22 protein-coding genes are annotated in these 23,350 nt (G+C 64.9%); 12 read left to right on the top strand and 10 right to left on the bottom strand.

The window, feature by feature from the left end; translation table 11 throughout:
• Positions 1-8 precede the first annotated feature (8 nt).
• From IVB54_RS29000 to IVB54_RS28970, 7 genes are all read left to right on the top strand, one after another.
• On the top strand, positions 9-995 hold the full coding sequence (locus tag IVB54_RS29000) for an MDR family oxidoreductase (RefSeq protein WP_085352604.1): 987 nt from the start codon (positions 9-11) through the stop codon (positions 993-995).
• Between the two features lie 112 nt (positions 996-1,107).
• Positions 1,108-1,707, top strand: coding sequence for a hypothetical protein (locus IVB54_RS28995; RefSeq protein WP_026233672.1), 600 nt, complete (start codon positions 1,108-1,110; stop codon positions 1,705-1,707).
• A 159-nt stretch (positions 1,708-1,866) separates the two neighbouring features.
• Positions 1,867-2,118 carry a hypothetical protein gene (locus IVB54_RS28990; RefSeq protein ID WP_007594936.1) on the top strand — a complete coding sequence of 84 codons (252 nt, stop codon included), beginning with the start codon at positions 1,867-1,869 and terminating at the stop codon, positions 2,116-2,118.
• 206 nt (positions 2,119-2,324) lie between these two features.
• Entirely contained in the window at positions 2,325-4,058 is a 1,734-nt protein-coding gene (locus IVB54_RS28985) for a HAMP domain-containing methyl-accepting chemotaxis protein (protein WP_240543332.1), read from the top strand.
• Positions 4,059-4,474: 416 nt separating this feature from the next.
• Entirely contained in the window at positions 4,475-6,544 is a 2,070-nt protein-coding gene (locus IVB54_RS28980; protein WP_247776547.1) for a methyl-accepting chemotaxis protein, read from the top strand.
• A gap of 206 nt (positions 6,545-6,750) precedes the next feature.
• Entirely contained in the window at positions 6,751-8,721 is a 1,971-nt protein-coding gene (locus IVB54_RS28975; RefSeq protein WP_247776546.1) for a HAMP domain-containing methyl-accepting chemotaxis protein, read from the top strand.
• Positions 8,722-9,002: 281 nt separating this feature from the next.
• Complete coding sequence (locus IVB54_RS28970; protein ID WP_247776545.1) at positions 9,003-10,691, top strand: methyl-accepting chemotaxis protein; 1,689 nt, start codon at positions 9,003-9,005, stop codon at positions 10,689-10,691.
• 3 nt (positions 10,692-10,694) lie between these two features.
• Here the strand turns inward: IVB54_RS28970 and IVB54_RS28965 are convergent, their stop codons facing one another.
• The 6 genes from IVB54_RS28965 to IVB54_RS28940 all read right to left on the bottom strand — a co-directional run bounded on the left by IVB54_RS28965 (position 10,695) and on the right by IVB54_RS28940 (position 17,393).
• A complete protein-coding gene (locus tag IVB54_RS28965; RefSeq protein ID WP_247363575.1) occupies positions 10,695-13,403 on the bottom strand; it encodes a DUF2339 domain-containing protein in 2,709 nt (902 codons plus the stop codon).
• 49 nt (positions 13,404-13,452) lie between these two features.
• A complete protein-coding gene (locus IVB54_RS28960) occupies positions 13,453-14,421 on the bottom strand; it encodes an NAD regulator (RefSeq protein WP_247776544.1) in 969 nt (322 codons plus the stop codon).
• A gap of 205 nt (positions 14,422-14,626) precedes the next feature.
• Positions 14,627-15,133 (bottom strand): protein-tyrosine phosphatase family protein, encoded by a 507-nt coding sequence (locus IVB54_RS28955; RefSeq protein ID WP_007607206.1) that lies wholly within the window; start codon positions 15,131-15,133, stop codon positions 14,627-14,629.
• Between the two features lie 144 nt (positions 15,134-15,277).
• Positions 15,278-15,892, bottom strand: coding sequence for an HD family hydrolase (locus IVB54_RS28950; RefSeq protein WP_085352596.1), 615 nt, complete (start codon positions 15,890-15,892; stop codon positions 15,278-15,280).
• Entirely contained in the window at positions 15,889-16,515 is a 627-nt protein-coding gene (locus IVB54_RS28945; protein ID WP_085361347.1) for a DNA-3-methyladenine glycosylase I, read from the bottom strand. Before IVB54_RS28945 ends, IVB54_RS28950 begins: the two co-directional genes overlap by 4 nt.
• Positions 16,512-17,393 carry a folate-binding protein YgfZ gene (locus tag IVB54_RS28940; protein ID WP_018458827.1) on the bottom strand — a complete coding sequence of 294 codons (882 nt, stop codon included), beginning with the start codon at positions 17,391-17,393 and terminating at the stop codon, positions 16,512-16,514. Before IVB54_RS28940 ends, IVB54_RS28945 begins: the two co-directional genes overlap by 4 nt.
• A 101-nt stretch (positions 17,394-17,494) precedes the next feature.
• On the opposite strand from IVB54_RS28940, the gene IVB54_RS28935 reads away from it, so the two are divergent.
• The 5 genes from IVB54_RS28935 to IVB54_RS28915 all read left to right on the top strand — a co-directional run bounded on the left by IVB54_RS28935 (position 17,495) and on the right by IVB54_RS28915 (position 21,463).
• Positions 17,495-18,832 (top strand): dihydroorotase, encoded by a 1,338-nt coding sequence (locus IVB54_RS28935; RefSeq protein WP_018458826.1) that lies wholly within the window; start codon positions 17,495-17,497, stop codon positions 18,830-18,832.
• On the top strand, positions 18,833-19,702 hold the full coding sequence (locus IVB54_RS28930) for a sulfurtransferase (protein WP_018458825.1): 870 nt from the start codon (positions 18,833-18,835) through the stop codon (positions 19,700-19,702). It begins immediately after the preceding gene.
• A gap of 104 nt (positions 19,703-19,806) precedes the next feature.
• Positions 19,807-20,511 carry an RNA polymerase sigma factor gene (locus tag IVB54_RS28925; RefSeq protein ID WP_026233669.1) on the top strand — a complete coding sequence of 235 codons (705 nt, stop codon included), beginning with the start codon at positions 19,807-19,809 and terminating at the stop codon, positions 20,509-20,511.
• A 90-nt stretch (positions 20,512-20,601) separates the two neighbouring features.
• The gene (locus IVB54_RS28920) at positions 20,602-21,135 is read left to right on the top strand and encodes a DUF4142 domain-containing protein (protein WP_018458823.1); all 534 of its coding nucleotides are present in this window, start codon (positions 20,602-20,604) and stop codon (positions 21,133-21,135) included.
• Positions 21,136-21,145: 10 nt separating this feature from the next.
• Positions 21,146-21,463: a cupredoxin domain-containing protein gene (locus IVB54_RS28915; RefSeq protein ID WP_018458822.1), complete on the top strand. Its 318-nt coding sequence runs from the start codon at positions 21,146-21,148 to the stop codon at positions 21,461-21,463.
• A 92-nt stretch (positions 21,464-21,555) separates the two neighbouring features.
• On the opposite strand, the gene IVB54_RS28910 is transcribed toward IVB54_RS28915, so the two are convergent.
• The 4 genes from IVB54_RS28910 to IVB54_RS28895 form a co-directional block, all read right to left on the bottom strand.
• Positions 21,556-21,822: a hypothetical protein gene (locus tag IVB54_RS28910; protein ID WP_007594892.1), complete on the bottom strand. Its 267-nt coding sequence runs from the start codon at positions 21,820-21,822 to the stop codon at positions 21,556-21,558.
• A 142-nt stretch (positions 21,823-21,964) separates the two neighbouring features.
• On the bottom strand, positions 21,965-22,342 hold the full coding sequence (locus IVB54_RS28905; RefSeq protein WP_007607220.1) for a TIGR02301 family protein: 378 nt from the start codon (positions 22,340-22,342) through the stop codon (positions 21,965-21,967).
• A gap of 47 nt (positions 22,343-22,389) precedes the next feature.
• On the bottom strand, positions 22,390-22,824 hold the full coding sequence (locus tag IVB54_RS28900; protein WP_018458821.1) for an NUDIX hydrolase: 435 nt from the start codon (positions 22,822-22,824) through the stop codon (positions 22,390-22,392).
• A gap of 18 nt (positions 22,825-22,842) precedes the next feature.
• A complete protein-coding gene (locus tag IVB54_RS28895; RefSeq protein ID WP_085352590.1) occupies positions 22,843-23,343 on the bottom strand; it encodes a hypothetical protein in 501 nt (166 codons plus the stop codon).
• Positions 23,344-23,350 lie beyond the last annotated feature (7 nt).

Raw genomic sequence — 23,350 nt, 5'->3', positions numbered from 1 at the left:
GTTTTGCTGTGGCGACGTTCAAGGCGATCCGGATCGACAAGGCGGACAAGGGCACCACCGCGCAGCTCACGCAGTTCGACGAAGCCGAACTGATGGAGGGCGACGTCACCGTCCGCGTGGAATGGTCGACGTTGAACTACAAGGACGGCCTTGCGCTCACCGGCAAGGCGCCGGTGGTGCGCCGCTTCCCGATGATTGCCGGCATCGACTTCGCCGGCACCGTCGAGCAGTCCTCGCATCCGCAATGGAAGGCGGGCGATAAGGTTGTCTGCACCGGCTGGGGCATGGGCGAGACCCATCTTGGCGCCTATGCCGAGAAGGCGCGGGTGAAAGGCGACTGGCTGGTCGCTCTTCCGCAGGGCCTATCGGCGCGCGACGCCATGGCGATCGGCACTGCCGGCTTCACCGCGATGCTGTCCGTGCTGGCGCTGGAGAAGCACGGAGTGTCGCCGAACAGCGGTCCGGTCGTGGTGACGGGGGCTGCAGGCGGCGTCGGCTCGGTTGCGACCGCCGTGCTCTCGAAGCTCGGCTATCACGTCATCGCCTCCACCGGACGTGCGTCCGAAGCGGACTATCTGAAAGAGATCGGCGCGGCTGAGGTGATCGACCGCAACGAATTGTCGGCGGCCGCCAAGCCCATCGCCAAGGAGCGCTGGGCGGGTGGCGTCGACAGCGTCGGCTCGACCACGCTCGCAAACCTGCTGTCGATGACGAAGTACGGCGGCGCGATCGCGGCCTGCGGCTTGGCTGCCGGCATGGACCTGCCGTCTTCCGTCGCACCCTTCATTTTGCGCGGGGTGTGCCTTCTCGGCATCGATTCCGTGATGTGCCCGATCGAGCCGCGGAAAGCTGCCTGGCAACGCCTGGCGTCCGATCTGGACCGGTCAAAACTAGCTGAAATTACTCACGAAATTCCGCTTTCTGAAGTTCCGGAGTGGGGCGCGAAAATCCTCGCCGGCCAGGTCCGCGGTCGCACCGTTGTAAAAATTGTCTAACGGCGTTCAGACTTTACCAACCATGCTGCTTCAATGTCGCCATGGTTAGTATGGTAAGCAGCAGGTAAAGAGATAAGGCATAGCCCGCTGCGGGGTTGGTTCGGAGTTGAGCATGCTTGCGCGTATTGTGTTGGGGGCGGTCACGGCGGTAGCGACGCTTACGCCGGCCATTGCTGGAAGCATGAACGCCGATGAGGCGCGCCGCTTCGTCGCCGGGAAGGTGTTTGCTTTCACCTGTTTTGACGGCACCCGCGGCGCTGGCCGCATCATGGACGACCTCGGCGCCGCTGGCGCAGTGCAGTTCTCGGGTGCAGGTCCGGTGAAACATCTCCGCCTGCCCGGCAACACGCTGCAGATCCGCGGCCAGAACGTCTGCGCCTCGATCAAGGGCATTCCGTTCGAGCCCTGTTTCAACCTTGAAAAGACCGACGATCGCAGTTTCCGCGGCTCGGTATCGGGGATGGGCTTCGCCTATTGCGACTTCCATCACCAGGGCGGCAACCAGATGCTGATGGCGCGGGCCGTCGCGCGGCCGCGCTCGCTGCGCACCTCGGAACACACGGGTTCGGTCGGCACGCCCAACACCGAAGTCGCCGCGCGTGTCGAGACCCCGCGCGTCGAGAGTAGCCGGCTCGAGCCGGTGAAGCCGCAAGTTAAATCGGAGCCCGCCAGGGACGACGCCCCGCTGGAGCTGCGCCGCTCGACCCAGTGAGTTGGCTGCGCGCGTCCGCGCACTTTGTCGTTGAGAGCTGCCATCAGACACGAAGCCGCCGCGCCGTAGTCATACGGACGGCGGCTTTCATGCGTTGGTAGCTGTTCGCGCCCCAGTTTAGGTACGGCCGGGGGCGCGGCCCGATAAAAGGGTTCAACGATGTCGCTGTACTTCTTCCGTATCAGCACGGGCCGCTATTCCGGTGCTGCCGACCAGCCATATGAGTTCGAGGACCGCGCCGCGGCCTGGACCGAGATGACCGAAGTCTGTGCCAATTTGCTCGGCGGCATCTCGCGCGGCCTGAAACAGGACGCCGAATGGCGCATGGAGCTGCTCGACGAGAACAAGGAGCCGGTGTTCCGGATCAGCTTGATTGGCGAGAGCCAAAAGGCCCTTGGTCGCACTGGCTAGAAATCGGGCATCCTACCGCCGCGTGTGGTTAACCTGTTAAGCGCGCGGACCGTGCCGTTTTCAAGGGATTTTCCGATAAGTCCGGTATTTGTCCGGGGGCGATCGTTAACCAGATCACCACACCTGAAGCTCAGTTTTTAGGCAAGGGCGATCAACGCCGAGGGCGGCCGACAATGACTTGGCCGCGCAACCCGGGAAACGCCCTCATGTCGAGACTCATCCAGAATCTGCAAATCGGTACCAAGCTCGCGCTCGCTTCGGCGTTCGGCGTTGTTCTCGTCGGCGCCATGATCGCGAGCCAGGTCATCGGCAACAACAACGTGCGGCATTCCAACCAGGCCGCGCTTGCGCAGCAGGAATTGGTGCGCGAGGCTACCGAAGCCAAGCTTGGGATACGCGGCTTGCAACTCGCCGTACGGGACATGCGTCTCGCCAACAATCAGGGTGACTTGCAAAAGGCGAGCGAGCTTCTGCTGGAGCGGTCGAAAGCACTGAACGGCGTTGTCGATTCCATGCTCAGGTTGTCGCACGCCCCGGAAAACCGCGCGCGGATGGAGAAGCTCAAGTCTACGTCGGCCGATTACCTGAAGGGCGCGCAGCAGAACGCCTCTGTTCGCAGCGAGGCCATTGCGGTTGCGGCCACGGACCCCGTCCGCGCCGCCAAGATTTCCGAGGAAGGCGCGCGCCAGATCCGCGAGGTGACGCTGCCGCTTGCCACACAGCTGGACAATTTGACCAGCGAGATTGCCGATTTCGCCAAGCACAAGAGCGATGAAGAAATCGCTGCCGCGAGCCAGGAGATGGCCGTGAGCGAGCGTCTCGGCATGGTGGTCGGTGCGTGCGCCGTGCTCGTCCTTATCGGTTCGTGGCTGATGTCCTTCCTGACCATCGCGCGGCCGATCCGCGCGCTCACGGTTGCCATGGACAAGCTCGCTGGTGGTGACTTCTCTGTTGTCCTGCCGGGTCTCGGCCGCAAGGACGAGGTCGGCGGTGTCGCCGCGGCCGTCGAGAAATTCAAGGTCGTGTCGGAGCAGAAGGCGCGCCAGGAAGCGGAAGCCAAGATGCGGCAGGACCAGGTGGCGGCCGAGCAGCGCAAGGCCGATATGCGCAAGCTTGCTGATAGTTTCGAAGGCGCCGTCGGCGAGATCGTCGATACGGTGTCGTCGGCCGCGACGGAGCTCGAGGCTTCGGCCTCGACGTTGACCTCGACGGCGGAGCGGGCACAGGAACTGACGATAGTTGTGGCTGCGGCCTCCGAGGAGGCGTCGACCAACGTGCAATCGGTGGCGTCGGCCACGGAAGAGCTGTCGTCTTCAATTACGGAGATTAGCCGCCAGGTGCAGGAATCGGCGCGGGTCGCGAGCGAGGCGGTTACCCAAGCCCGAACCACGACCGACCGTGTCGGAGAATTGTCCAAGGCGGCGGCTCGCATTGGCGACGTGGTCGAGCTGATCAACACCATCGCCGGCCAGACCAACCTGCTGGCGCTTAATGCCACCATCGAGGCGGCACGCGCCGGCGAGGCCGGTCGCGGCTTTGCCGTGGTGGCTTCCGAAGTGAAGGCGCTTGCCGAGCAGACCGCGAAGGCGACCGGCGAGATCGGCCAGCAGATTTCCGGCATTCAGGCCGCGACGCAGGACTCCGTCGCCGCCATCAGCGCCATCAGCAACACCATTGAAAAGCTGTCCGAGATATCGTCCACGATCGCGGCGGCCGTCGAGGAGCAGGGCGCGGCGACGCAGGAGATCTCGCGCAACGTGCAGCAGGCGGCCGAAGGCACCCATCAGGTCTCGTCCAACATCACCGACGTGCAGCGCGGTGCAGGCGAAACCGGCTCGGCATCGTCGCAGGTGCTGGCAGCCGCGCGGTCATTGTCCGGCGACAGCAACCGCCTCAAGCTCGAGGTCGGCAAGTTCCTCGACACCGTGCGCGCCGCCTAAGAACCTCGTTCCAGACAGTTCGGAAGACGCCCTGCCTCCTCAGGCGGGGCGTTTTTGCATCCTGATCTTCGCCGCGAACGTCTCGCGCATGACTTCGGCGAACGTCGGCTGCAAAAGCAAACAGTGGCGACCTCAAGCTGAAATTTACAACTTTCTGGCGAGATTATCTCTTCCATTTCAACTGTTTGGGTTGAAATCTCAGTATTTCTCCGAGCCCTCCCGTTAACCAGAATGAGTAACCCTAAGGAATAGATTCTCCGGCAAGGGCGATCAACGTCCATGCAGCCGGCAAGGACTTGGCTGCGTGTTTCCTTTGGGGGAAACGTACCATGTTGAGCCCTGCTCATCATCAGCAGGTCCGAACTCAGTCCGCCAGCGCGTGGAGTCGGCTCGGACATGTTCGGATCGGCACGATCTTGCCGATCATCATCTCTGCCCTGGTCGTGCTTGGGTTGGCCTCGGCCGGATTCATCGCCTATGAGGCCGTCCTCAAGAGGCGAGAGTCCGAGGCATTCCTGAAGGTCAATGCAGTTGCGCAACTGCTGCTGCGCAGCGCAGGACATTGGGCGATTGAACGCGGGCTGACCAACGCCGTGCTGAAGTCTCCTGATGTCGTCAGTGCCGAGCGCCGTGCGGAAATCGCAAAGGCGCGCGCGACGGCCGACGAGGCCTTTCGCCAAGCCGTCCTCGATATCAGCGCGATTTCCGAAATGACGGCGGGGCAAAGACAGATTGCGGACGCAGCGACGAAATTCGAGGCGCTGCGTCTCCTGCGTGAGAAAGCCGACGCGGGAATGTCGCGCTCGCGCGTCGAACGCGAGCCTGACCTCGTAGATGGCTTCGCGCCAACGATTACGGAGGTGATCGACGTCGCGAGCAACCGCTTGCGGCTGACGCTCGAAACACTCACCAGCCCGCCCGTGGCAAGGCTGGCCCAGCTCATCGGCTTGCGACATCTGACAGCTCAGATGGTCGAGAATGCTGGAAGGGAGCGGGCCCTGCTGGCTGGGGTCGTCGGTGCGCGCGCGAAGCTCGGGATGGAGGGCTATGAGCGCCTTTCGGCGCTGCGGGCCAAGGTCGAACTCGCATGGGACACGGTATTGCCGGTGCGGCTGCGTTCGGACCTCGCCCTGCAGATCGGCGAGGCGATGACGGAGGTCGAGAAATCCTATTTTGGTGCCTACGGTGAAACGCGGGTGACTGTGCTCGCCGGTGGCGAAGGCGGGGACTACAGAATCACGGGACCCGAGTACTTCACGCGGGCCACCGCCGGCATCAATGCAGTGCTGAAGCTCGGTGAAGCCATTGGCGCGGCCGCTGACCGCGAAGCCACGATGCAGGCAGAGGTCAGCACTCGTAATTTTGTTTTCACAGTTGTGTTGCTCTGCGCCTCGGTGATGCTCGCTGGCCTCAGTTTCTGGATCACCTTTGGCCGGATCCTCAAGCCGCTTTCAGCCATTTCGGTTGCGATGCGTGGGCTCGCCAATGGCGACTTCACGACGGTCGTGCCTGGCACCTGCCGAGGTGACGAGGTCGGCGAGATGGCGCGGACCGTTGAAGTCTTCAAGCAAAACGGCCTCGAAGTCGAACGCATGCGCGGCGATCACGCTGCGGCCGAGAGCCGGGCAGCCGAGCAGCGCAAGGCGGAGATGCGGAAGCTGGCCGACGGCTTCGAAGCCGCGATCGGGGAGATCGTCGACACCGTCTCCTCGGCAGCGACCGAGCTCGAAGCCTCGGCGTCGACCCTCAAATCGACCGCGGAGCGAGGGCAGCAGCTCACGACCATGGTTGCTGCGGCCTCCGAGGAGGCGTCCACCAACGTGCAAGCGGTGGCGTCGGCCACCGAGGAGCTGTCGTCTTCTATCACCGAGATCAGCAGGCAGGTGCAGGAATCGGCCCGCGTGGCCAACGAAGCTGTCGGCCAAGCGCGTGTCACCACTGAGCGCGTCAGCAAATTGTCCAGGGCGGCGACGCGGATCGGCGACGTGGTCGAACTGATCAACACCATCGCGGGTCAGACCAATCTCCTGGCGCTCAACGCGACCATCGAGGCCGCGCGCGCCGGCGAAGCCGGTCGCGGCTTTGCGGTTGTGGCCTCCGAGGTCAAGGCACTCGCCGAACAGACCGCAAAGGCCACTGGCGAGATCGGGCAGCAGATCGCCAGCATCCAGACCGCGACCGAGCATTCGGTCGGCGCAATCAAGGACATCAGCGGCACTATCGAGAAGCTCTCGGAGATTTCCTCTACCATCGCGGCTGCCGTGGAAGAGCAGGGCGCGGCGACACAGGAAATCTCCCGCAACGTGCAGCAGGCGGCGGAAGGCACCCATCAGGTCTCGGCCAACATCACCGATGTGCAGCGCGGCGCGAACGAGACCGGCTCGGCGTCGTCGCAGGTGCTGGCGGCGGCCCAGTCGCTCTCTGGCGACAGCAACCGCCTCAAGCTCGAGGTCGGCAACTTCCTCGATACCGTGCGCGCAGCATGACGCGGTCGCCGTCACCAATCATCGATCGACTACAACCGCCGCGCGAAGACGCGCGGTGGTTCGCATGCGTTCGCAGTTGGATGTCGCGGCGCGATGAGCCGCACGGTTAACCTTCCGGAAAACCGATGCAGTCATGATCCCCGCAATATTCCGGGTGCCGAGTCGCCCTCCTCGTATTGCGTATCAATCGTATTGGAGCACATTCCATGAGTGGCCCTTCCATTCGTCTCACCCATAAGGTCATGGCGATCGGACTGTTCGGATTGTTGGGTCTCGTCGCCTTCGGCGCGATCTACGAGATCGGCAGTCTCTCCCAGGACGCCTCCCGCGAGATTGCCAACCGCGCTCGTGCGATGGCTGACCTCGACAAGCAGCTCTCGGTCGAGATGCTGGAGGCCCGCCGCAACGAGAAGAACTTTCAGCAGCGCCGCAACGAGAGCTACGCCAAGGCACATGCCGAATTGATCGGGCCGATCAATCGCGACTTCGACGAGGTGGAGCGGCTGATGTCGGCCGGCGGCTTGGGCGCGCTGTCCGACCGGATGAAGCAGGCCCAGGACGGCTTCAAGCGATACGCGTCGGACTTCGGCGCATTGGTGGCCGCGGAGACCCGGCTCGGCCTAAACGAGACTCTGGGCCTCTCCGGCTCGCTCCGCGCCGCCGTGCACGACATTGAGGCCAAGCTCAAGGAGATCGACGATCCCAGGTCCACGAGCTGGATGCTGATGATGCGCCGGCACGAGAAGGACTTCATGCTGCGGCGCGACCCAAAATACATCGCCGAGATGAAGAAGGCCGCGGTCGAATTCTCCAAGGCGATAGAGGTCGTCGCAATCCCTACGGCAGTGATGAACGACATCACAGCCAAGCTGCAGAAATATCAATCCGAGTTCACGGCGTGGGTGGAGACGGCGCAGCAAACTGCGGCCCTCGACGCCAGCATGATGAAAACGTTCCGTGGGTTAGAACCGAGCATGATCGAGGTGCGCAACACAGTCGAAGACCTCTACAGGAAGGCCGACGTTGCGGAAGCTGCGACCCGCGATGCCGTGCGCATGTGGATGATGGTCGCCTTCGCCATTGCCGTCGTCGTGCTCGCCGCGGTGGGCTTCCTTCTGGGACGTTCGATCTCGAAGGCGCTTGCCGGCATGGTCGGCGCGATGACGCGGCTTGCGCGCGGCGAGCTTTCGATATCCGTTCCGGGCATCGGGCGCAAAGACGAGATCGGCGAGATGGCCGGTGCCGTCGAGGTGTTCAGGACCAATATGGCGGAGGCCGAGCGGCTGCGCACCGAGCAGGTCGAAGCTGAGGCGCGCGGGCGCCAGCAGCGCAAGGCCGACATGCACCGGCTCGCCGATACTTTCGAAGGCGCGGTCGGCGAGATCATCGATACTGTTTCGTCGGCGGCAACCGAGCTGGAGGCCTCGTCAAATACGCTGACGCAGGCTGCCGAGCGCGGCAACGGGCTTGCCACGGTCGTGGCGGCCGCCTCCGAAGAGGCCTCCGCGAACGTGCAGTCGGTGTCTGCAGCGAGCGAGGAAATGACCTCCTCGATCTCCGAGATCAGCCGTCAGGTGCAGGAATCGGCCCGTGTCGCCGACGTGGCGGTCGGGCAGGCCCAGCGCACCAATGCACGCGTCGCCGAACTGTCGAAGGCCGCCGCCCGCATCGGCGACGTGGTCGAACTAATCAACACCATCGCCGCCCAGACCAACCTGCTGGCGCTCAACGCGACGATCGAGGCGGCGCGTGCCGGCGAGGCCGGCCGCGGCTTTGCCGTGGTCGCTTCCGAAGTGAAGGCGCTCGCCGAGCAGACTGCGAAGGCCACGGGCGAGATCGGCCAGCACATCGGCGCGATCCAGACCGCGACGGAAGATTCCGCCGGTGCGATCAAGGAGATCGGCGACACCATCGCGCGGATGTCGGAGATCTCGTCAACCATCGCCGCCGCGGTCGAGGAACAGGGTGCCGCCACGCAAGAGATCTCCCGCAACATCCAGCACGCCGCGAATGGCACCTCCGAAGTCTCGGCGAATATCGGCGATGTCCAGCGTGGCGCAGGCGAAACCGGGGCGGCCTCGGCGCAGGTGCATTCGGCTGCGCAATCGCTGTCGCAGGAGAGCCATCGGCTGAAGAGCGAGGTCGCGCGCTTCCTGGATTCGGTACGGGCGGCGTGACAGCCGTCGCCTTCCGCACATTGCGTCGCAAGTGGACAGGTCGCGTCGCAGCATCAGGTGGCTGTGCAGCTGCACAGTTGGTTGCAGGAGAAATAACGACCGTCAGCGCTGTCCCGTAATTTTACGTAGGGCCCTGTTAACGCCTGCTTGCGACTATGTGTGCAATCTCACGGGACAAGAACCAGCCAGCATTGTTGAACTGACCTCCGTCTCGCCATCTTCGTGGCGGTTTGCGGCGCGGACAATTTGCGCGTTGCCAGGTAACATCGGGATTTGTCGTGATGTCGAAATTGTCGATCGTCTTCAAGCTTCTGGCCGTGTTGTCGGTCCTGGTCCTTTCGCTCGCCGGCGTTGGCGTGACGGCGATCGGCACCATGCAGAACATCAATTCCCATACGGTCGAGATCGCGGAGAGTTGGCTGCCCAGCGTGCGCGCGCTCGGCTCGCTTCGCGCCGACATCAACGAGCTGCGCGTCGCGCTCCGTCTGCATCTGATGCAGGACAGCGTTGAGGGAAAGGACGCCGCCGAGAAGCGCTTGGCCTCGCTGCGCGCGCGCATCGACCAGACCCGCAAGGTCTACGAGCCGCTGATCACTTCGGCCGAGGAGCGCTCGCTCTATGGGCAATGGAGCACGGCGTGGGCCGAGTATCTGAACGGCGTGCAGGACGTGATGGCACTGTCGCGCAAGGGCGTTGGCCGTTTCCCGGCCGACGCCAACGAGCTGCTGCAGACCAAGGTTGCGAAGATGGCCAAGGCCGCCGATCCCCTGCTTCAGAAGGGCATCGAACTCAACAACCGGGGCGCCGAGCTTGAGACGAAGCAGGCCGCCGACAGCTACGCCATGATCTTCCGCGTGCTGGTCGGCATCATCGTGCTCTCGGTCGTGATCGCGATCGGCGCCGCCTATTACCTCGTGCGCGACGTTTCTCGCGGCATTGCCTCAATCATCCGCCCGATGCAGTCCCTCGGCGAGGGCGACCTCTCGGCCGACGTTCCGCATCGCGGCGAGAAGACCGAAATCGGTTCGATGGCAGATGCGCTGCAGATCTTCAAGGAGGCGCTGATCGCCAAGAAGGCCGCCGACGAGGCCGCTGCGCGCGACGCCGAAGTCAAGATCGAACGCGGTCGCCGCGTCGATGCCATCACCCGCAAGTTCGAAGCCATGATCGGCGAGGTGGTCGGGACCGTCTCCTCGGCCTCGACCGAGCTCGAGGCCTCCGCCTCGACGCTGACCAACACCGCGCAGCGCGGACAGGAACTCGCGACCGTCGTCGCAGCCGCCTCCGAGGAAGCCTCGACCAACGTCCAGGCGGTGGCATCCGCTTCGGAGGAGCTGTCGTCCTCCATCACCGAGATCAGCCGCCGCGTGCAGGATTCGGCGCGGATGGCGGCGGAGGCCGTCGAGCAAGCGGCGCGGACCAACGACCGTGTCAATGCGCTGTCGCAGGCGGCGTCCCGCATCGGCGACGTCGTCGAGCTCATCAACACCATCGCGGGCCAGACCAATCTGCTGGCGCTGAACGCGACCATCGAGGCCGCGCGTGCCGGCGATGCGGGCCGCGGATTCGCGGTCGTCGCCTCCGAGGTCAAGGCGCTGGCCGAGCAGACCGCGAAAGCGACCGGTGAGATCGGGGCGCAGGTCTCGGGTATCCAGGCGGCGACGCAGGAATCGGTCAGTGCCATCCAGGAGATCGGCGGCACCATCGAGCGGCTCTCCGAGGTGGCTGCGGCCATTGCCGCCGCCGTCGAGGAGCAGGGCGCGGCCACGCAGGAAATCTCGCGTAACGTGCAGCAGGCCTCGGTCGGCACGCAGGAGGTCTCGTCGAACATCACCAACGTGCAGCGCGGTGCGATCGAGACCGGCGAGGCTTCGACCGAGGTATTGTCGGCGGCGAAATCGCTGGCGACCGACAGCACCCGTCTCAAGGTCGAGGTCGCGCAGTTCCTGGAATCGGTTCGCGCGGCCTGACGCTCACGTGCTCGTCTGCGGAGCCGGCGGCGGTGCGATCTGCCGCCGGAACAGGATACGCTGGTAGAGCCAGCCGATCGCGACCAGCACGATGCCGAGGCACATGAACGATAGCGCGCGGTAGACGCCCGTCAGCGTCGACATGTCGATGACGAAGGCCTTGAGGATCGTCAACGCGATCACGACGGCCGATGCCAGCCGCGCCCGCTCCGACTTGACGAGAATGCCGACGCCGAGCAGCACCACGCCGAAGCCGAGCCAGCCGATCGAATAGGTATATTGCTCGGCGCCCGTCGTCGCCCCGGAGGAGAGGATCGGGCCGTGATGGAAGCGGCGGATCTCCAGCGTGACATAGATCAGCGCGAACAGCAGCGCGCCGCCTGCAATCGTGTTGGCGTAGGCCTTGCCGCGTTCGCCGGCCACGGCATAGGACAAGAGCAGCATCAGCACTGCCGGCAGCGCGTAGCCGAGCAGCAGCAGGTTGAACACGGCGCCGCCGACGTCGGTGCGCCACAGCAGCGGGTTCTCCAGGATCAAGAGACCGAACACGCTGACGAGCCCGGCGATCACCGTGAGCACCACCGCGCCGACATTGTGCACGACGCTGCGGCTGCGCAGCCGCAGGCGCTCCAGCCCGATCGCCATGGCGAGCGTCACGCAGGCCTGGAGCGCGCATTCGAGCAGCGACGGCGCCGACGTCACGTCGCCGCCGGTCGCAAAATGGCGGATCTCCATGAAGGCGAGCAGCGCGGTGAACAGGATCGCGGCGCTCTCGACCATGCGCAGCGGGGCGTCGTCGCCGCGGCGGCGCAGGAACAGGCTCGCCGCCCAGAACGATGCCGCCGGCAGGCCGTAGCCCCACAACAGCCAGTTGAAGATCGGCGTGGTTCCGACGGCGTCGCCGACGATGCGCGGGTCATAGCCGATCCGAGCGGTGACGAGGCCTGCGAAGATCGCGGCCAGCCAGCGCAGGAACGGGATCGGCCGCTGCATCGAGATCCAGGCGGTGCCGAGCGACATCAGCGCCAGTGCGATCGTGAGCCAGCCCTTCTCCAGCGCAAACGTCAGCGCCAGCGCCAGCGCACCGAGCGTGCCGGTCGCGAACAAGGCCGTGGAGATCATGGCGCCCGGCCGGGTCTCGCGGCGCGCAAGCGCTTCGGTGGCGGCGCCGAAGGCGGCGGCGAGCAGCACCGCGAGGATGGCGAACGGGATCGAGCGATCGAGATGCGCGATGCGTGCGTAGAGCGCGACCAGGATCGCGATCGGCGTCGCGACCCCCGCGACCGACCACACCACCGGAATGATCGCCGAGTTCGAACGTCCCTGCGCGAGGAAGCCCGCGATGCCGAAGCCGGCGGCGAAGATCGCCGCCATCACCAGATGCAGCGTCACCGCGCTATCGATCGCCGTCGGTGCGATGCCGGCCATGGGACCGCTCGGCAGCACGAGCATGTCGGGATTGGCGCGCACCGCCCATTCGGCGAACACGACGAAGACGGTCGCGGCGGCGGCACCGAGTGCGCCGGTCGCCGCAGGCGCGCGCCAGGCGACCAGCAGCGTCGCGCCGACCAGCAGCGTGAAGGCGATCAGCGCCAGATCCGCATGCGCGCTCGACAGCACGATCAACATCGCGCCGAACAGATAGGCACCGAGTGAGCCCGACGAGACCGGCTCGATCTCACCGTCCTCGATCGTCGGGCCGAACATGAAGCCGCAGACCACGAGAAGAGCGGCAAGAACGAACCCTGCGATCACATGGAAAGCGTGCGGCGCGACCTGCAGGTCGCCGGCATCGAGCCCCGGAAAGATCCAGAGCACGGCGAAGGCGATTGTCGTGACCGCAAGCCAACGCCACAGCCGGATACGGGCAAGGCCGAAGCTCGCGGCGGTGACGATGGCGAGATAGATGTAGAGCGCCCAATAGTCCGGCTTGTCGCTGGAGACGAGGATCGGCGTCACGAAGGCGCCGACCACGCCGAGGCCGGCGAGCGCGGGTCCGTGCAGGAGCGCGGCAGCCAGCGTGCCGAGCGCGACGAGGCCGAGCAGCACGAAGGCGGTCGCGGGCACGAGGAAGCCATAGAGCGCGTACGCCGCGTAGATGGTCGCAAATGCCACCGCCGTACCGGCTGCGGTGAGGATAGCGGGAATGTTGGCGATCGGCAGCGCGGCGATGTTGGAGATGCTCTCCTTGCGCCGTGACCATTCGCCGGCGCCCAGCAGCGCCAGCGCGAATACGCCGCCAAGGAACACGCGCACGCCGGGGCCAAGGAGGCCAGCCTCGATCGAATAGCGCACCATGAAGAAGCCGCCGAGCGCGAGCGCCAGGCCGCCGATCCAGACTACCCAGCGCGTGCCGAGCCGTTCCTCGAACCCGGGCGCGGGTGCGGGCAGCGGCGGCGTCGCGTCGGCCTCGGTGCTCGCTTCGAGCGGAGGCGGTGAAATATCTTCGGTGACGAGCGGGGGCGGCGCCTCGGCTCTGGCTTCGGCTTGGGGCACAAGCGGCGGCGGCGCTGCGGAAGTTGTGGGGGGCGCGTCAGCCCACACATCTGCGGGGATCAGCGGCGGCTGCACGGGCCGTTGCGCGCGGAACATCTCTTCGAGCGAGCTTAGCCGTCGTCGCAGTTCAGCCGCCTGGCTGGAAGCCTTGATCGCGATGATGAAGGCGATGATCGCAATGATCAGCGCGAAGACGTCAAACGGGCCGTCAGACATAAAGCCTCCAGGCAACCGGCGGGCAGGGGCCGATCACGCATATCTCGGGTTAGCGCCGGGAGCGTACGCGCAAGCCCGGCGCGGGTCGCTCCTGAAGCACGTCGCGACGGAAGCGGTAGAGCGCCGCCGGACGTCCGCCCGTCTGTGTCGACATCACCCCGGTCGGTTCGACCAGGGCTTCCATTTCGACCAGGCGGCGGAAATTTTGTTTGTGCAGGTGTCGGCCGGAGATCGCCTCCACCGTATACTGCAATTCGGTAAGTGTGAACTCGGCGGGCAAAAGTTCAAAGACCACAGGACGATACTTCAGTTTTGCACGCAGTCGCGCGACCGCTGTCGCAAGAATCCGGCGGTGGTCGAAGCGCATGGATGTGCCGAGCGCGGACAGCGCCTTGCGCGCTAATGCCGCAGGGCGACCATCGCGCCGCGCTTCCTCGACCAGCCCTGCCTCGTACAGGAGCTCGTAGCGGTCGAGCACGCGCTCCTCGTCCCAGGACGCGCCGTCGAGACCGAAATAGAACCGCATCCGATCCTTGCGCGGCAATGCGCGCGTCGTCCCCGGCGTCTCCTCTTCGGCCCAGCCGGTCAATGCCGGGATGATGTCGTCCGCGATGATCGCGGGCGGCCCCTCGCGCCAGTCCTCCCAAGGCAGGAAGCGATACCACGGCGCGAAGCTCGCACTCGTGGCTGCCAGTTCGCCGCCGAAGGCGCGCGTCAGTGCGAGATAGCCGATCGACACCATGTGCGCGCCGGTGTCGCCAGCCTCGGCATGCCGGCCGCGATCGCCGAACGTGTAGAGCTGCTCGACATAGCCGAGCCGCAGGCCCGTCTGTTTCTCGACCCACGCCCGCAGCCCGATCTCGAAAGTGCGATGGCTAGGCGCATCGAACGGGCCGAACGGCAGGCCGGCCAGGCCGTCACTGTCGCGCGCGGTGAGGATCAGCGGTTCGTGATCCTCGATCGCGACGATCGCGGCGGTCAGGCCGATCTCGATCGGCGTCAGCAGCTTTTCGCTCATGCGATGGCGATCGCCGGTGCGGCCGTGAACTGGTCATGCCCGGGCTTGTCCCGGGCATCCACGTTCTTCGTGCCGCAGCAAAGGTCGTGGATGGCCGGGACAAGCCCGGCCATGACGATGTGGAGGCGTCTGCGTAAAGGCTCGCATGCGATTGCTCTGCTCGCAAGCGGGAGAGGGGGCACACCTGTGCTGTGGTGCGCAACTGTCATTCGAGCTCGATCACGAAGGGGCGGCCCTCGACCATCATCGCGCCCGGGCCCATCTCGTCGAGTGCGCGCAGCATGCGGCCGTTGCGCCCCAGCGCACGGTCGGCAAGGCCGACGATGCGGCGGTTCGGTGAGGCGATCGGGGACGCCGCCCGGATCTTCTTCGCGATCTCGGTCTCGTCGCGATTCGGATTGAGTGCGCACACGGCGGCAAAGGCGCTCGCGGTGGAGCGGCTGATGCCGGCATAGCAATGCACCACCAGCGGCGCATCGCGGTCCCAGCCGCGCACGAAGTTCAGCACCTGCTCGATATGCGTTTCCGACGGCGCGACGAAGCCGTCCATCTCCTCGGTGATGTCGTCCATCGACACCTTGAGATGGTTGGCCGGCAGCACCGACACCGGCCGCGCCACCTGTTCGACATTGGCCATCACGGTCAGCACGTGGCTGGCCTTGGTGAGGCGGACGGTTTCGGGAAGGGCGGCGAGGGAGCAGACGTGGATCATGGCGGACCTTTTTCCGCAGATTATAGCGAGCGTTGGCGGGGTGGGCAAAGCGAAGCGTACCCACCACTTTCGTCTCATTGCGCAAAACAGTGGGCGGCAAGGGCCCCTTTGCCCGCCCTGCAGGACTCTAACCCACGACAACGATCACGCAAACACGGCGCCAAACCGCTCCAGAAACTGCTTCTCGGCCCGGGCAGCCGTCCAGGGGGTGAGATAGTCGCGCCGGACGCTGTCGGACAGGCCGGGATCCTTGCCGAACAGGCGCTTGGCCTCGCTCTCGCTGAAGCCGGCAAGCGTCGTTGCCTCCAGATAGGCCGCGCCGCGATCGGCGGCCTTGATCGCCAGCGTGATCTCGTCCGGCAGTACCGGCGGCAGGCCAAAGCGGATGTGAATCGCGCCGAGCAGACGTTTCTCGACCGCCTTGTAATGACCGTCGAGCACGGCCTTGAACGGCGAGATCATGTCGCCGATCACATATTCGGGCGCGTCATGCAGCAGCGCGGCAAGCCGCATGCGCTGATCCACGCGGGGATTCTCGTGCCGCATCACGGTTTCGACCAGCAGCGTATGCTGCGCGACAGAGAAGATGTGTGCGCCGATGGTCTGGCCGTTCCAGCGGGCAACACGCGCCAGCCCATGCGCGACGTCGGCGATCTCGATATCGAGCGGGGAGGGATCGAGCAAATCGAGCCGCCGGCCCGACAGCATGCGTTGCCAGGCGCGGGTGTCGGCGCCGCGGTCCGTCTTCTTCGCGCTCATTTGGCCTTGAGGCGCGGCTTGCGCTGCGACTTGCCGCAGCTCGCGTGACAATGGCAGTCGACGAGATGATCGTTGACCATGCCGGTCGCCTCCATGAAGGCATAGACGATGGTCGGGCCGACGAATTTGAAGCCGCGCGAGGCCAGCTCCTTGGAGATCTGCATGGAGAGCGGCGTCGAGGCAGGCACGCTCGCGGTGGTCTTGAAATGATTGACCTTGGGCCTTCCGTCCATGAAGTCCCACAGGAATTTCGAGAAGCCGGGGCCCTTCTCCATGATGGCGAGATAGGATTTCGCGCTTGATATCGCGCCGTCGATCTTGGCCTTGTTGCGCACGATGCCGGCATCGTTCATCAGCGCGTGAACCTTCTTCTCGTTGTAGCGTGCGATCTTTTCCGGCTGGAAATCGTCGAAGGCTTTGCGAAAATTGTCGCGCTTGCGCAGGATCGTGATCCAGGACAAGCCGGCCTGGAAACCGTCGAGGATCAGCTTCTCATAGAGCGCGCGGTCGTCATATTCCGGCACGCCCCATTCAGTATCGTGATAGGCGACGTAAAGCGGATCTTCGCCGGGCCAGGGGCAACGCGTCTTTCCGTCGGGATGCAGGCGAGGGGCACGGCTCATGCGATGGGTTGCTTCGTTGGAATGCGCACGACGTCTGGTTCCGCAAGCCTCACAGCGAGCCCACCGGCAGTCAGCGCCTGTCCCGCATCGAGCGCATCGGCGACGCGGTCGATGCGCACCAGCGCGATACCCTTTCCTTTCGCCGACGAGCCCATCGTGCCGACCGGCTTATCGCCGGCCATGACGCTGACGCCGGGCTCAGGCGAGAAATCCTCGAGCAGCACCTTCACGCTGCGGGTGCGCGCGGTGCCCCGATGCTGCATGCGCGAGACGACCTCCTGGCCGACATAGCAGCCCTTGTCGAAATCGACGCCGGAAAGGCGGTCCATGTTGGTCTCGTGCGGGAACGCATCGCTGTAGGTGAAATCGAGCCCGCCTCGCGGCACGCCGAGCGCGATGCGGTGGGCCTCGTATGCGGCGGCGTCGACGAGTTCGGCGCCGATCAGATCGGACAGCTTCTGTTGGAGGTCTTGAGGGATCAGGATGCGATAGCCGAGGTCTTCATTGCGCGGATCGGCGAAGGCGAGGTCGGGCTGGGCCGCAGGCTTGCCGTCCCAGGCCGCGAGCACGCCGAGATCCTCGGACAGGTTTTCCACCGTGACCTTGGCGCGCAGCTTGTAGAATTTCAGCTTGGTGGCGAGGCCGTCGGCAAGCGGCTTCGGGCAATCGATCAGGAACCCGCCGCCATGGCCGGCAGGCGCTTCCGTGATCAGGAAATCCACGATGATCTTGCCCTGCGGCGTCAGCAGCGCGCCGAATCGGCCCAGGCCCGGCTTCAGCTTGTCGACATCGGTCGTGACGAGGCCATTGAGGAAGTTGCGCGCATCCTCGCCCGCGACCTTGATCACGCCCCGGTCCGGAAGAAACGCTGATTTCATACGAAAATCTCTTGCGACATGTTGCTCCGGAACGTAAGCCCGCAAGGCAAAAACGACAAGACCTCAAGCCCCGCGCTTGGGGACGAGAGAGGCCTTCAGCCATGACCCAGCGTTTCGACGTGATCCTCAAGGGCGGCACTGTCGTCAACCAGGACGGCGAGGGGACCCGCGATGTCGGCGTCGTCAACGGTCGCATTGCCGAGATCGGCGCGCTGTCGCAGGCTTCCGCCGCGGAAGTGATCGACTGCAAGGGCCTGCACATCCTGCCCGGCGTGATGGATACGCAGGTGCATTTCCGCGAGCCCGGGCTGGAGCAGAAGGAAGACCTCGAGACCGGCTCGCGCAGCGCCGTAATGGGCGGCGTCACCGCCGTGTTCGAGATGCCAAACACCGCGCCGTTGACCGTGACGGAGGCCACCTTCACCGACAAGGTGAAGCGCGCCCATCACCGCATGCATTGCGACTTCGCCTTCTTCATCGGCGGCACCCGCGAGAATGTGCAGGACCTGCCGGTGCTGGAGCGTGCGCCCGGCTGCGCCGGCGTCAAGGTGTTCATCGGCTCCTCGACCGGCGCGCTCTTGGTGGAGGATGACGAAAGCCTGCGCCGCATCTTCCAGGTGATCCGGCGCCGCGCGGCGTTCCACGCCGAGGACGAATACCGCCTCAACGACCGCAAATCGCTGCGTATCGAGGGCGACACGCGCTCGCACCCGGTGTGGCGCGACGAGACCGCCGCGCTGATGGCGACGCAGCGGCTGGTGAAGCTCGCACACGAGACCGGCAAGCGCATCCACGTGCTGCATATCTCGACCAAGGAAGAGATCGAATTTTTGCGCGACCACAAGGACGTCGCCTCCTGCGAGGCGACGCCGCATCATCTCACGCTGGTTGCGCCCGAATGCTACGAGCGGCTCGGCACGCTGGCCCAGATGAACCCGCCGGTGCGCGGCGCCGATCACCGCGCCGGGATCTGGCGCGGCATCGAGCAGGGCATCATCGACGTGCTCGGCTCGGACCACGCCCCGCATACGCTGGAAGAGAAACAGAAGACCTATCCGGCCTCGCCCTCCGGCATGACCGGCGTGCAGACGCTGGTGCCGCTCATGCTCGACCACGTCAATGCGGGTCGGCTGTCGCTGGCGCGTTTCGTCGATCTCACCAGCGCCGGCCCCGCGCGCCTCTACAACATGGCCTGCAAGGGGCGGATCGCCGCCGGCTATGACGCCGACTTCACCGTCGTCGATCTCAAGCGCAGCGAGACCATCACCAACAAATGGGTCGCGTCCAAGGCCGGCTGGACCCCCTATGACGGGTTGCGCGTCACCGGCTGGCCCGTAGGCACCTTCATCCGCGGCCGCCGCGTGATGTGGCAGGGCGAGCTCGTGACGGCCGCGCAAGGTGAGCCGGTGCGGTTTCTGGAGACGCTGAGGGAGGAGTGAATGACCGAACCGACACCCCTCATCACCACCGAGCAACTTGCAGCCCAGCTCGGCGATCCCAACCTGCGCCTCTACGACTGCACGACCTACAACGAGCCGGTGCCGCCAGGCAGCGATGTGCCCTATCGCGCCGTGCCGGGCGATAAGACGTTCGAGGCCGGCCATATTCCGGGGGCCGATTTTCTCGACCTGCAAGGCGAGTTCTCCGACGCCTCTGCGCAGCAATTCTTCATGATGCCTGATGTGGCCCAGCTGGAGGCCGCCTTCGGCCGCCACGGCCTCGATGCATCCAAATCCGTCGTGCTCTACAGCATCGGCACCATGATGTGGTCGACGCGGTTCTGGTGGATGCTGCGCTCGCTCGGCGTTGAGGCGCGGGTGCTCGACGGTGGCCTCGACAAATGGAAGGACGAGGGACGGCCGGTCTTAACAGGCGCCCCGAAGGGCTATCCGGCCACGACCTTCAAGGCCACACCGCGCGCAGGCTTCTTCGTCGACAAGAATGCGGTCAAGGCACGGCTCGGAGATCCCGCGACTGTTATCGTCAACGCGCTCGGTCCCCAGTTTCATCGCGGCCTCGAGCCGAGCCGCTACGGGCGGCCCGGCCGCGTTCCCGGCAGCGTCAACGTATCAGCGGCAGCGCTCGTCAATGCGGACAAGACGCTGACGACGCTCGCCGATGCCGAGGCCAAATTCGACGCGGCAGGCGTCACCCGCGACAAGAATGTGATCCTGTATTGCGGCGGCGGCATCTCGGCGACGATCGACCTGATGCTGCTGACGCAACTCGGCTACGACAAGCTGACGCTGTACGATGCCTCGATGGGGGAGTGGGCGAAGGATCCGGCGCTGCCGATCGAGACGGATTAGGACATTCCTTGGCCCCTCCCCAGGGGAGGGACAGAAAGTTGGGAACCTTTCCCTTGGGGCGGCATCCAATGTCCGGAATGAAGCCAAACGAGCAGGTGACCGCCATGCCACGGATCGCAGCCGGCCTGTCCGCCGGCGCCAAGACTTCAGAAATCAGGACATTGGAAGCCGAACTGGTCGAGCGGGCGCGGGGCCATGACGAGGCCGCGCTGCGCGAGATCATGCAGGCCAACAACCGCAGGCTCTATCGTCTGGCGCGCGGAATTCTGCGCAGCGACAGCGAAGCCGAGGATGTCGTTCAGGAAACCTATGTCCGCGCTTTCACCCATCTCGACGGATTCCGCGGCGAGTCCGGACTGTCGACGTGGCTGTCGCGCATCGCCATCAACGAGGCACTTGGCCGGGCGCGAAGCGCCAGGCCGCAGGTCGAGCTCGGCTCGGTGCCCGAAGCGACGCTCGAGGCGCAGATCATCAAATTTCCCGCTTCTCCCCCAGGCGATCCGGAAAGGACCATGGCCCAACGTGAAATCCAGCGCGTCGTCGAGCGCGCCATCGATGAATTACCGGATGTCTTCCGCATGGTCTTCGTCGCCCGCGTCATGGAAGGGATGAACATCGAGGAGACCGCCGAGCTGCTCGGCGTCAAGCCCGAGACCGTGAAGACGCGGCTGCACCGTGCGCGGACCATGCTGCGCGAGAACGTCGAAAAGGAGATCGGTCCGGTGGTGATGGATGCGTTCCCGTTCGCCGGGTGGCGCTGCGAGCGGCTGACCGTGTCAGTGCTGAAGCGGCTTGGCATCGGCGGCTGAATTTTTCGGGAACGTTTGCGCGAGAATTCCATCCAACGCCTGTGAAGCAACGCGCCGGCAAAACGTCCGGCACCACAGGAGTGTCAAACCATGTTCGTTCGTTGGACCACGGCGATCGCCGCTGCAATTTTGTTGTCGAGCCCCGCGCTGCTGCAAGGCGCCAGAGCAGCCGACAAGCTGACCGATCCGCAGATCGCCCACATCGCCTACACCGCGGGCGTGATCGACATCAACGCAGCCAAGCAGGCGCAGAAGAAAGCCAAGATCAAGGACGTGAAGGCGTTTGCCGAGGACATGCTGCGCGACCACGAGGCCGTCAACAAGCAGGCGCTCGCGCTGGTCAAGAAGCTGAACGTCACGCCTGAAGACAACGACACCAGCAAAGCGCTGTCAAAGCAGGCGAGCGAGAAGCTCGCCGAACTGGACAAGCTGAGCGGTGCGGCCTTCGACAAGGCCTATGTCGCGAACGAGGTCGCCTACCACAAGACGGTCAACGGCGCGCTGGAAACCCAGCTCATTCCGTCCGCCAGCAATGCCGAACTGAAGAGCCTGCTGCAGACCGGCCTGAAAATCTTCCAGGGCCATCAGCAGCACGCCGAGCACGTCGCGGCGGAGCTGAAATAGGGAGGCGATGATGCTGGGACGATTGTCCGCGATCGCGACAGCGGTCCTGCTCGTGGCGGTGGCCGTCCCGGCGCACGCTGCGACCATCGAGATCACGATGGAGAATCTCGAAGTGTCGCCGAAAGACGCTTCGGCCAAGGTCGGCGACACCATTGAATGGATCAACAAGGACGTCTTCGTCCACACCGCGACAGCCAGGAACGGCGATTTCGACGTCAACCTGCCGGCGAAAAAATCAGGGACGTTGGTTCTGAAGAAGGCGGGCACGATCGATTATTACTGTCGCTTTCATCCCAACATGAAAGCGACGCTCAAGATCGAGCCGTAACGGGCTCGGAGCGTATTCCCGACCGTAGCGGAAGCTGGCCCCGCCTACGTGGCGGGGTCATTTTCGGCAAGGCTTACTGCCTGGAGAAAGACTTACTGTCTGGAAATGTCGACCGAGAATTCGCCGTTGCGGATGCGGCCGGGAAAGCCTTCGACGAACTTCGCCACCGCGTCCTCGCCATAGGTGCCGACGAGCTCGGCAAGGGCCGCAAACAGGCTCGCCTGCGCCAGGCAGTCGCCGTCGACGCCATCATGGCGCGCTTCGGCCCAGGCCTCGTTGAGATAACTCAGTGCGGCCTGCTTCTGCTCGTGATCGGGCAGCGGCGCGCGTGCGGGAGCGTAGGACACTGGATGGCTCATGAAACTCGTCGGGGCTGGGGCGCAATCCACGGCGATGCGCTGTGCGAGAGGTGTAGCACGCACGTTAACGCCCGCTAGGCCACATCTTTAGGAACGGTTAACGGCTGTGTACAAAGTCGATGACAGGGTTCCCGCCGCTGTCTCAGTTCGCGTAACGCGCCGTGAGATCGCGCGAGATCTTGGCGCCTTCCTCGATATAGCGGCGGATCGCCACCGTCGCGGCCGGCGTGCAGCTCCGGTAGGTCTGCTGAAAACCGTTATAGCCGCGGTTGAAGCCGGCGATCATGCGGGTGCGGCGTTCGCCGGCGGGGGTTTCGGCATCGATCAGCGCCTGCATCTCGCTGCGCCATTTGTTGCCCTCGTTGGACCCGCAGATGCCGCGCAGATAGTGCAGCCCGCCGAGGATCTCCGCCAGTCGCTGCAAATCGCCGTCAAACGGCGCTGCCCCGTCCTGAGCCCTCGTGGGCACCGAGGCGCAGGCGAGAATCAGGGCAAAAATGGCCAGAAATCGCGTCGACATCGGCCGGGTGTATGCCTCCTCGGGGCGATAGACGCAAGGCGGGGCCGTCAGGCGCCCATCAGCCGGTGAGCGGACTGGATGACCTCTTCCAGCCCGCCGGTCAGCTTGAGGTCGCCAAGGCTCGCCAGGGCCTTTGGGGCGATCCAGCGGCAGTCGTCGAGCTCGTCGTTGAGAACCGGCTCCCGGGCCACCCAGCGGGCGGCAAAGGACATGATCAGGTAGTGGCCGGCGCCGGCCGCGGCCGGCAGCACTTCGCGCCAGCCCGCGAGGCCAATGATTTCGATATCTAGCCCGGTCTCCTCGTCGATCTCGCGCGCCAGCGCCTGGTGCAGCGATTCGCCGAACTCGACCCGGCCGCCCGGCAGCGAATAGAACCCCTTTGCCGGCGAGCGTGCGCGACGGGTCAGAAGCACCTTGCCGTCACGAAAAATCGCGGCACTGACCGCGATCTGGGGACGGGTGGGCTGAACGATCGCAGCCATGACTTCACCTGCTCGGGCTCAGTTCGCCATGATGTTGTCGACGTCGGCTTCCGCGCCGCCATTGATGATGCCGCCGCAGGCCGCGATCAGCGGCTTGACCCAGTGGGCGGCCTGCTCGGCGAGGCGAACGCGGGTCGTGTCCTTCTCGACCTCGCGCATGGCCGAGCCGACCGCCGTCAGGATCGAGGTCATGGTGTCGGTGAGGTGGTCGAACTGGGCGCGCACGTTCGGGTCGGCCTTTTCATAGGCCTCGATCGCCAGATCCCGGGCCTTGAAGTTCGAGGCGGTGAAATGCTCGGCATAGGACAGCGGCGACCAGGTCAGAAAATCTTCCGCGCATTCCGGCATGTCGGGGACCATTTCCAGCAGCATCACGGCTTCATTGAAATGGTTGAGATAGTCGGTGGCAAGCCCGGTCCGCGGGTTGATGTTGGCCACGCGCAGCCGCTCGGCCCAGGCTGCAGCCTCGGGCCCCGTCTGTCCATGCATTCGCGCCGGCTGGGAGACCGTTGAGCTCATCTGCCGC

Source organism: Bradyrhizobium sp. CW1, from assembly GCF_023100665.1.
Taxonomy (GTDB): domain Bacteria; phylum Pseudomonadota; class Alphaproteobacteria; order Rhizobiales; family Xanthobacteraceae; genus Bradyrhizobium; species Bradyrhizobium canariense_D.
This window is presented reverse-complemented; position numbering and strand designations above follow the sequence as displayed.

Bases quoted from the DNA above. Each gene is read 5' to 3' on its own strand.
- IVB54_RS28925 (WP_026233669.1), top strand. From the start codon at position 19,807: ATGCCACGGATCGCAGCCGGCCTGTCCGCCGGCGCCAAGACTTCAGAA.
- IVB54_RS28950 (WP_085352596.1), bottom strand. From the start codon at position 15,892: ATGAGCGCGAAGAAGACGGACCGCGGCGCCGACACCCGCGCCTGGCAA.
- IVB54_RS28895 (WP_085352590.1), bottom strand. From the start codon at position 23,343: ATGAGCTCAACGGTCTCCCAGCCGGCGCGAATGCATGGACAGACGGGG.
- IVB54_RS28900 (WP_018458821.1), bottom strand. From the start codon at position 22,824: ATGGCTGCGATCGTTCAGCCCACCCGTCCCCAGATCGCGGTCAGTGCC.
- IVB54_RS28990 (WP_007594936.1), top strand. From the start codon at position 1,867: ATGTCGCTGTACTTCTTCCGTATCAGCACGGGCCGCTATTCCGGTGCT.
- IVB54_RS28905 (WP_007607220.1), bottom strand. From the start codon at position 22,342: ATGTCGACGCGATTTCTGGCCATTTTTGCCCTGATTCTCGCCTGCGCC.
- IVB54_RS28985 (WP_240543332.1), top strand. From the start codon at position 2,325: ATGTCGAGACTCATCCAGAATCTGCAAATCGGTACCAAGCTCGCGCTC.
- IVB54_RS28930 (WP_018458825.1), top strand. From the start codon at position 18,833: ATGACCGAACCGACACCCCTCATCACCACCGAGCAACTTGCAGCCCAG.
- IVB54_RS28935 (WP_018458826.1), top strand. From the start codon at position 17,495: ATGACCCAGCGTTTCGACGTGATCCTCAAGGGCGGCACTGTCGTCAAC.
- IVB54_RS28910 (WP_007594892.1), bottom strand. From the start codon at position 21,822: ATGAGCCATCCAGTGTCCTACGCTCCCGCACGCGCGCCGCTGCCCGAT.
- IVB54_RS28975 (WP_247776546.1), top strand. From the start codon at position 6,751: ATGAGTGGCCCTTCCATTCGTCTCACCCATAAGGTCATGGCGATCGGA.
- IVB54_RS28965 (WP_247363575.1), bottom strand. From the start codon at position 13,403: ATGTCTGACGGCCCGTTTGACGTCTTCGCGCTGATCATTGCGATCATC.
- IVB54_RS28915 (WP_018458822.1), top strand. From the start codon at position 21,146: ATGCTGGGACGATTGTCCGCGATCGCGACAGCGGTCCTGCTCGTGGCG.
- IVB54_RS28970 (WP_247776545.1), top strand. From the start codon at position 9,003: ATGTCGAAATTGTCGATCGTCTTCAAGCTTCTGGCCGTGTTGTCGGTC.
- IVB54_RS28920 (WP_018458823.1), top strand. From the start codon at position 20,602: ATGTTCGTTCGTTGGACCACGGCGATCGCCGCTGCAATTTTGTTGTCG.
- IVB54_RS28940 (WP_018458827.1), bottom strand. From the start codon at position 17,393: ATGAAATCAGCGTTTCTTCCGGACCGGGGCGTGATCAAGGTCGCGGGC.
- IVB54_RS28945 (WP_085361347.1), bottom strand. From the start codon at position 16,515: ATGAGCCGTGCCCCTCGCCTGCATCCCGACGGAAAGACGCGTTGCCCC.
- IVB54_RS28955 (WP_007607206.1), bottom strand. From the start codon at position 15,133: ATGATCCACGTCTGCTCCCTCGCCGCCCTTCCCGAAACCGTCCGCCTC.
- IVB54_RS28995 (WP_026233672.1), top strand. From the start codon at position 1,108: ATGCTTGCGCGTATTGTGTTGGGGGCGGTCACGGCGGTAGCGACGCTT.
- IVB54_RS28960 (WP_247776544.1), bottom strand. From the start codon at position 14,421: ATGAGCGAAAAGCTGCTGACGCCGATCGAGATCGGCCTGACCGCCGCG.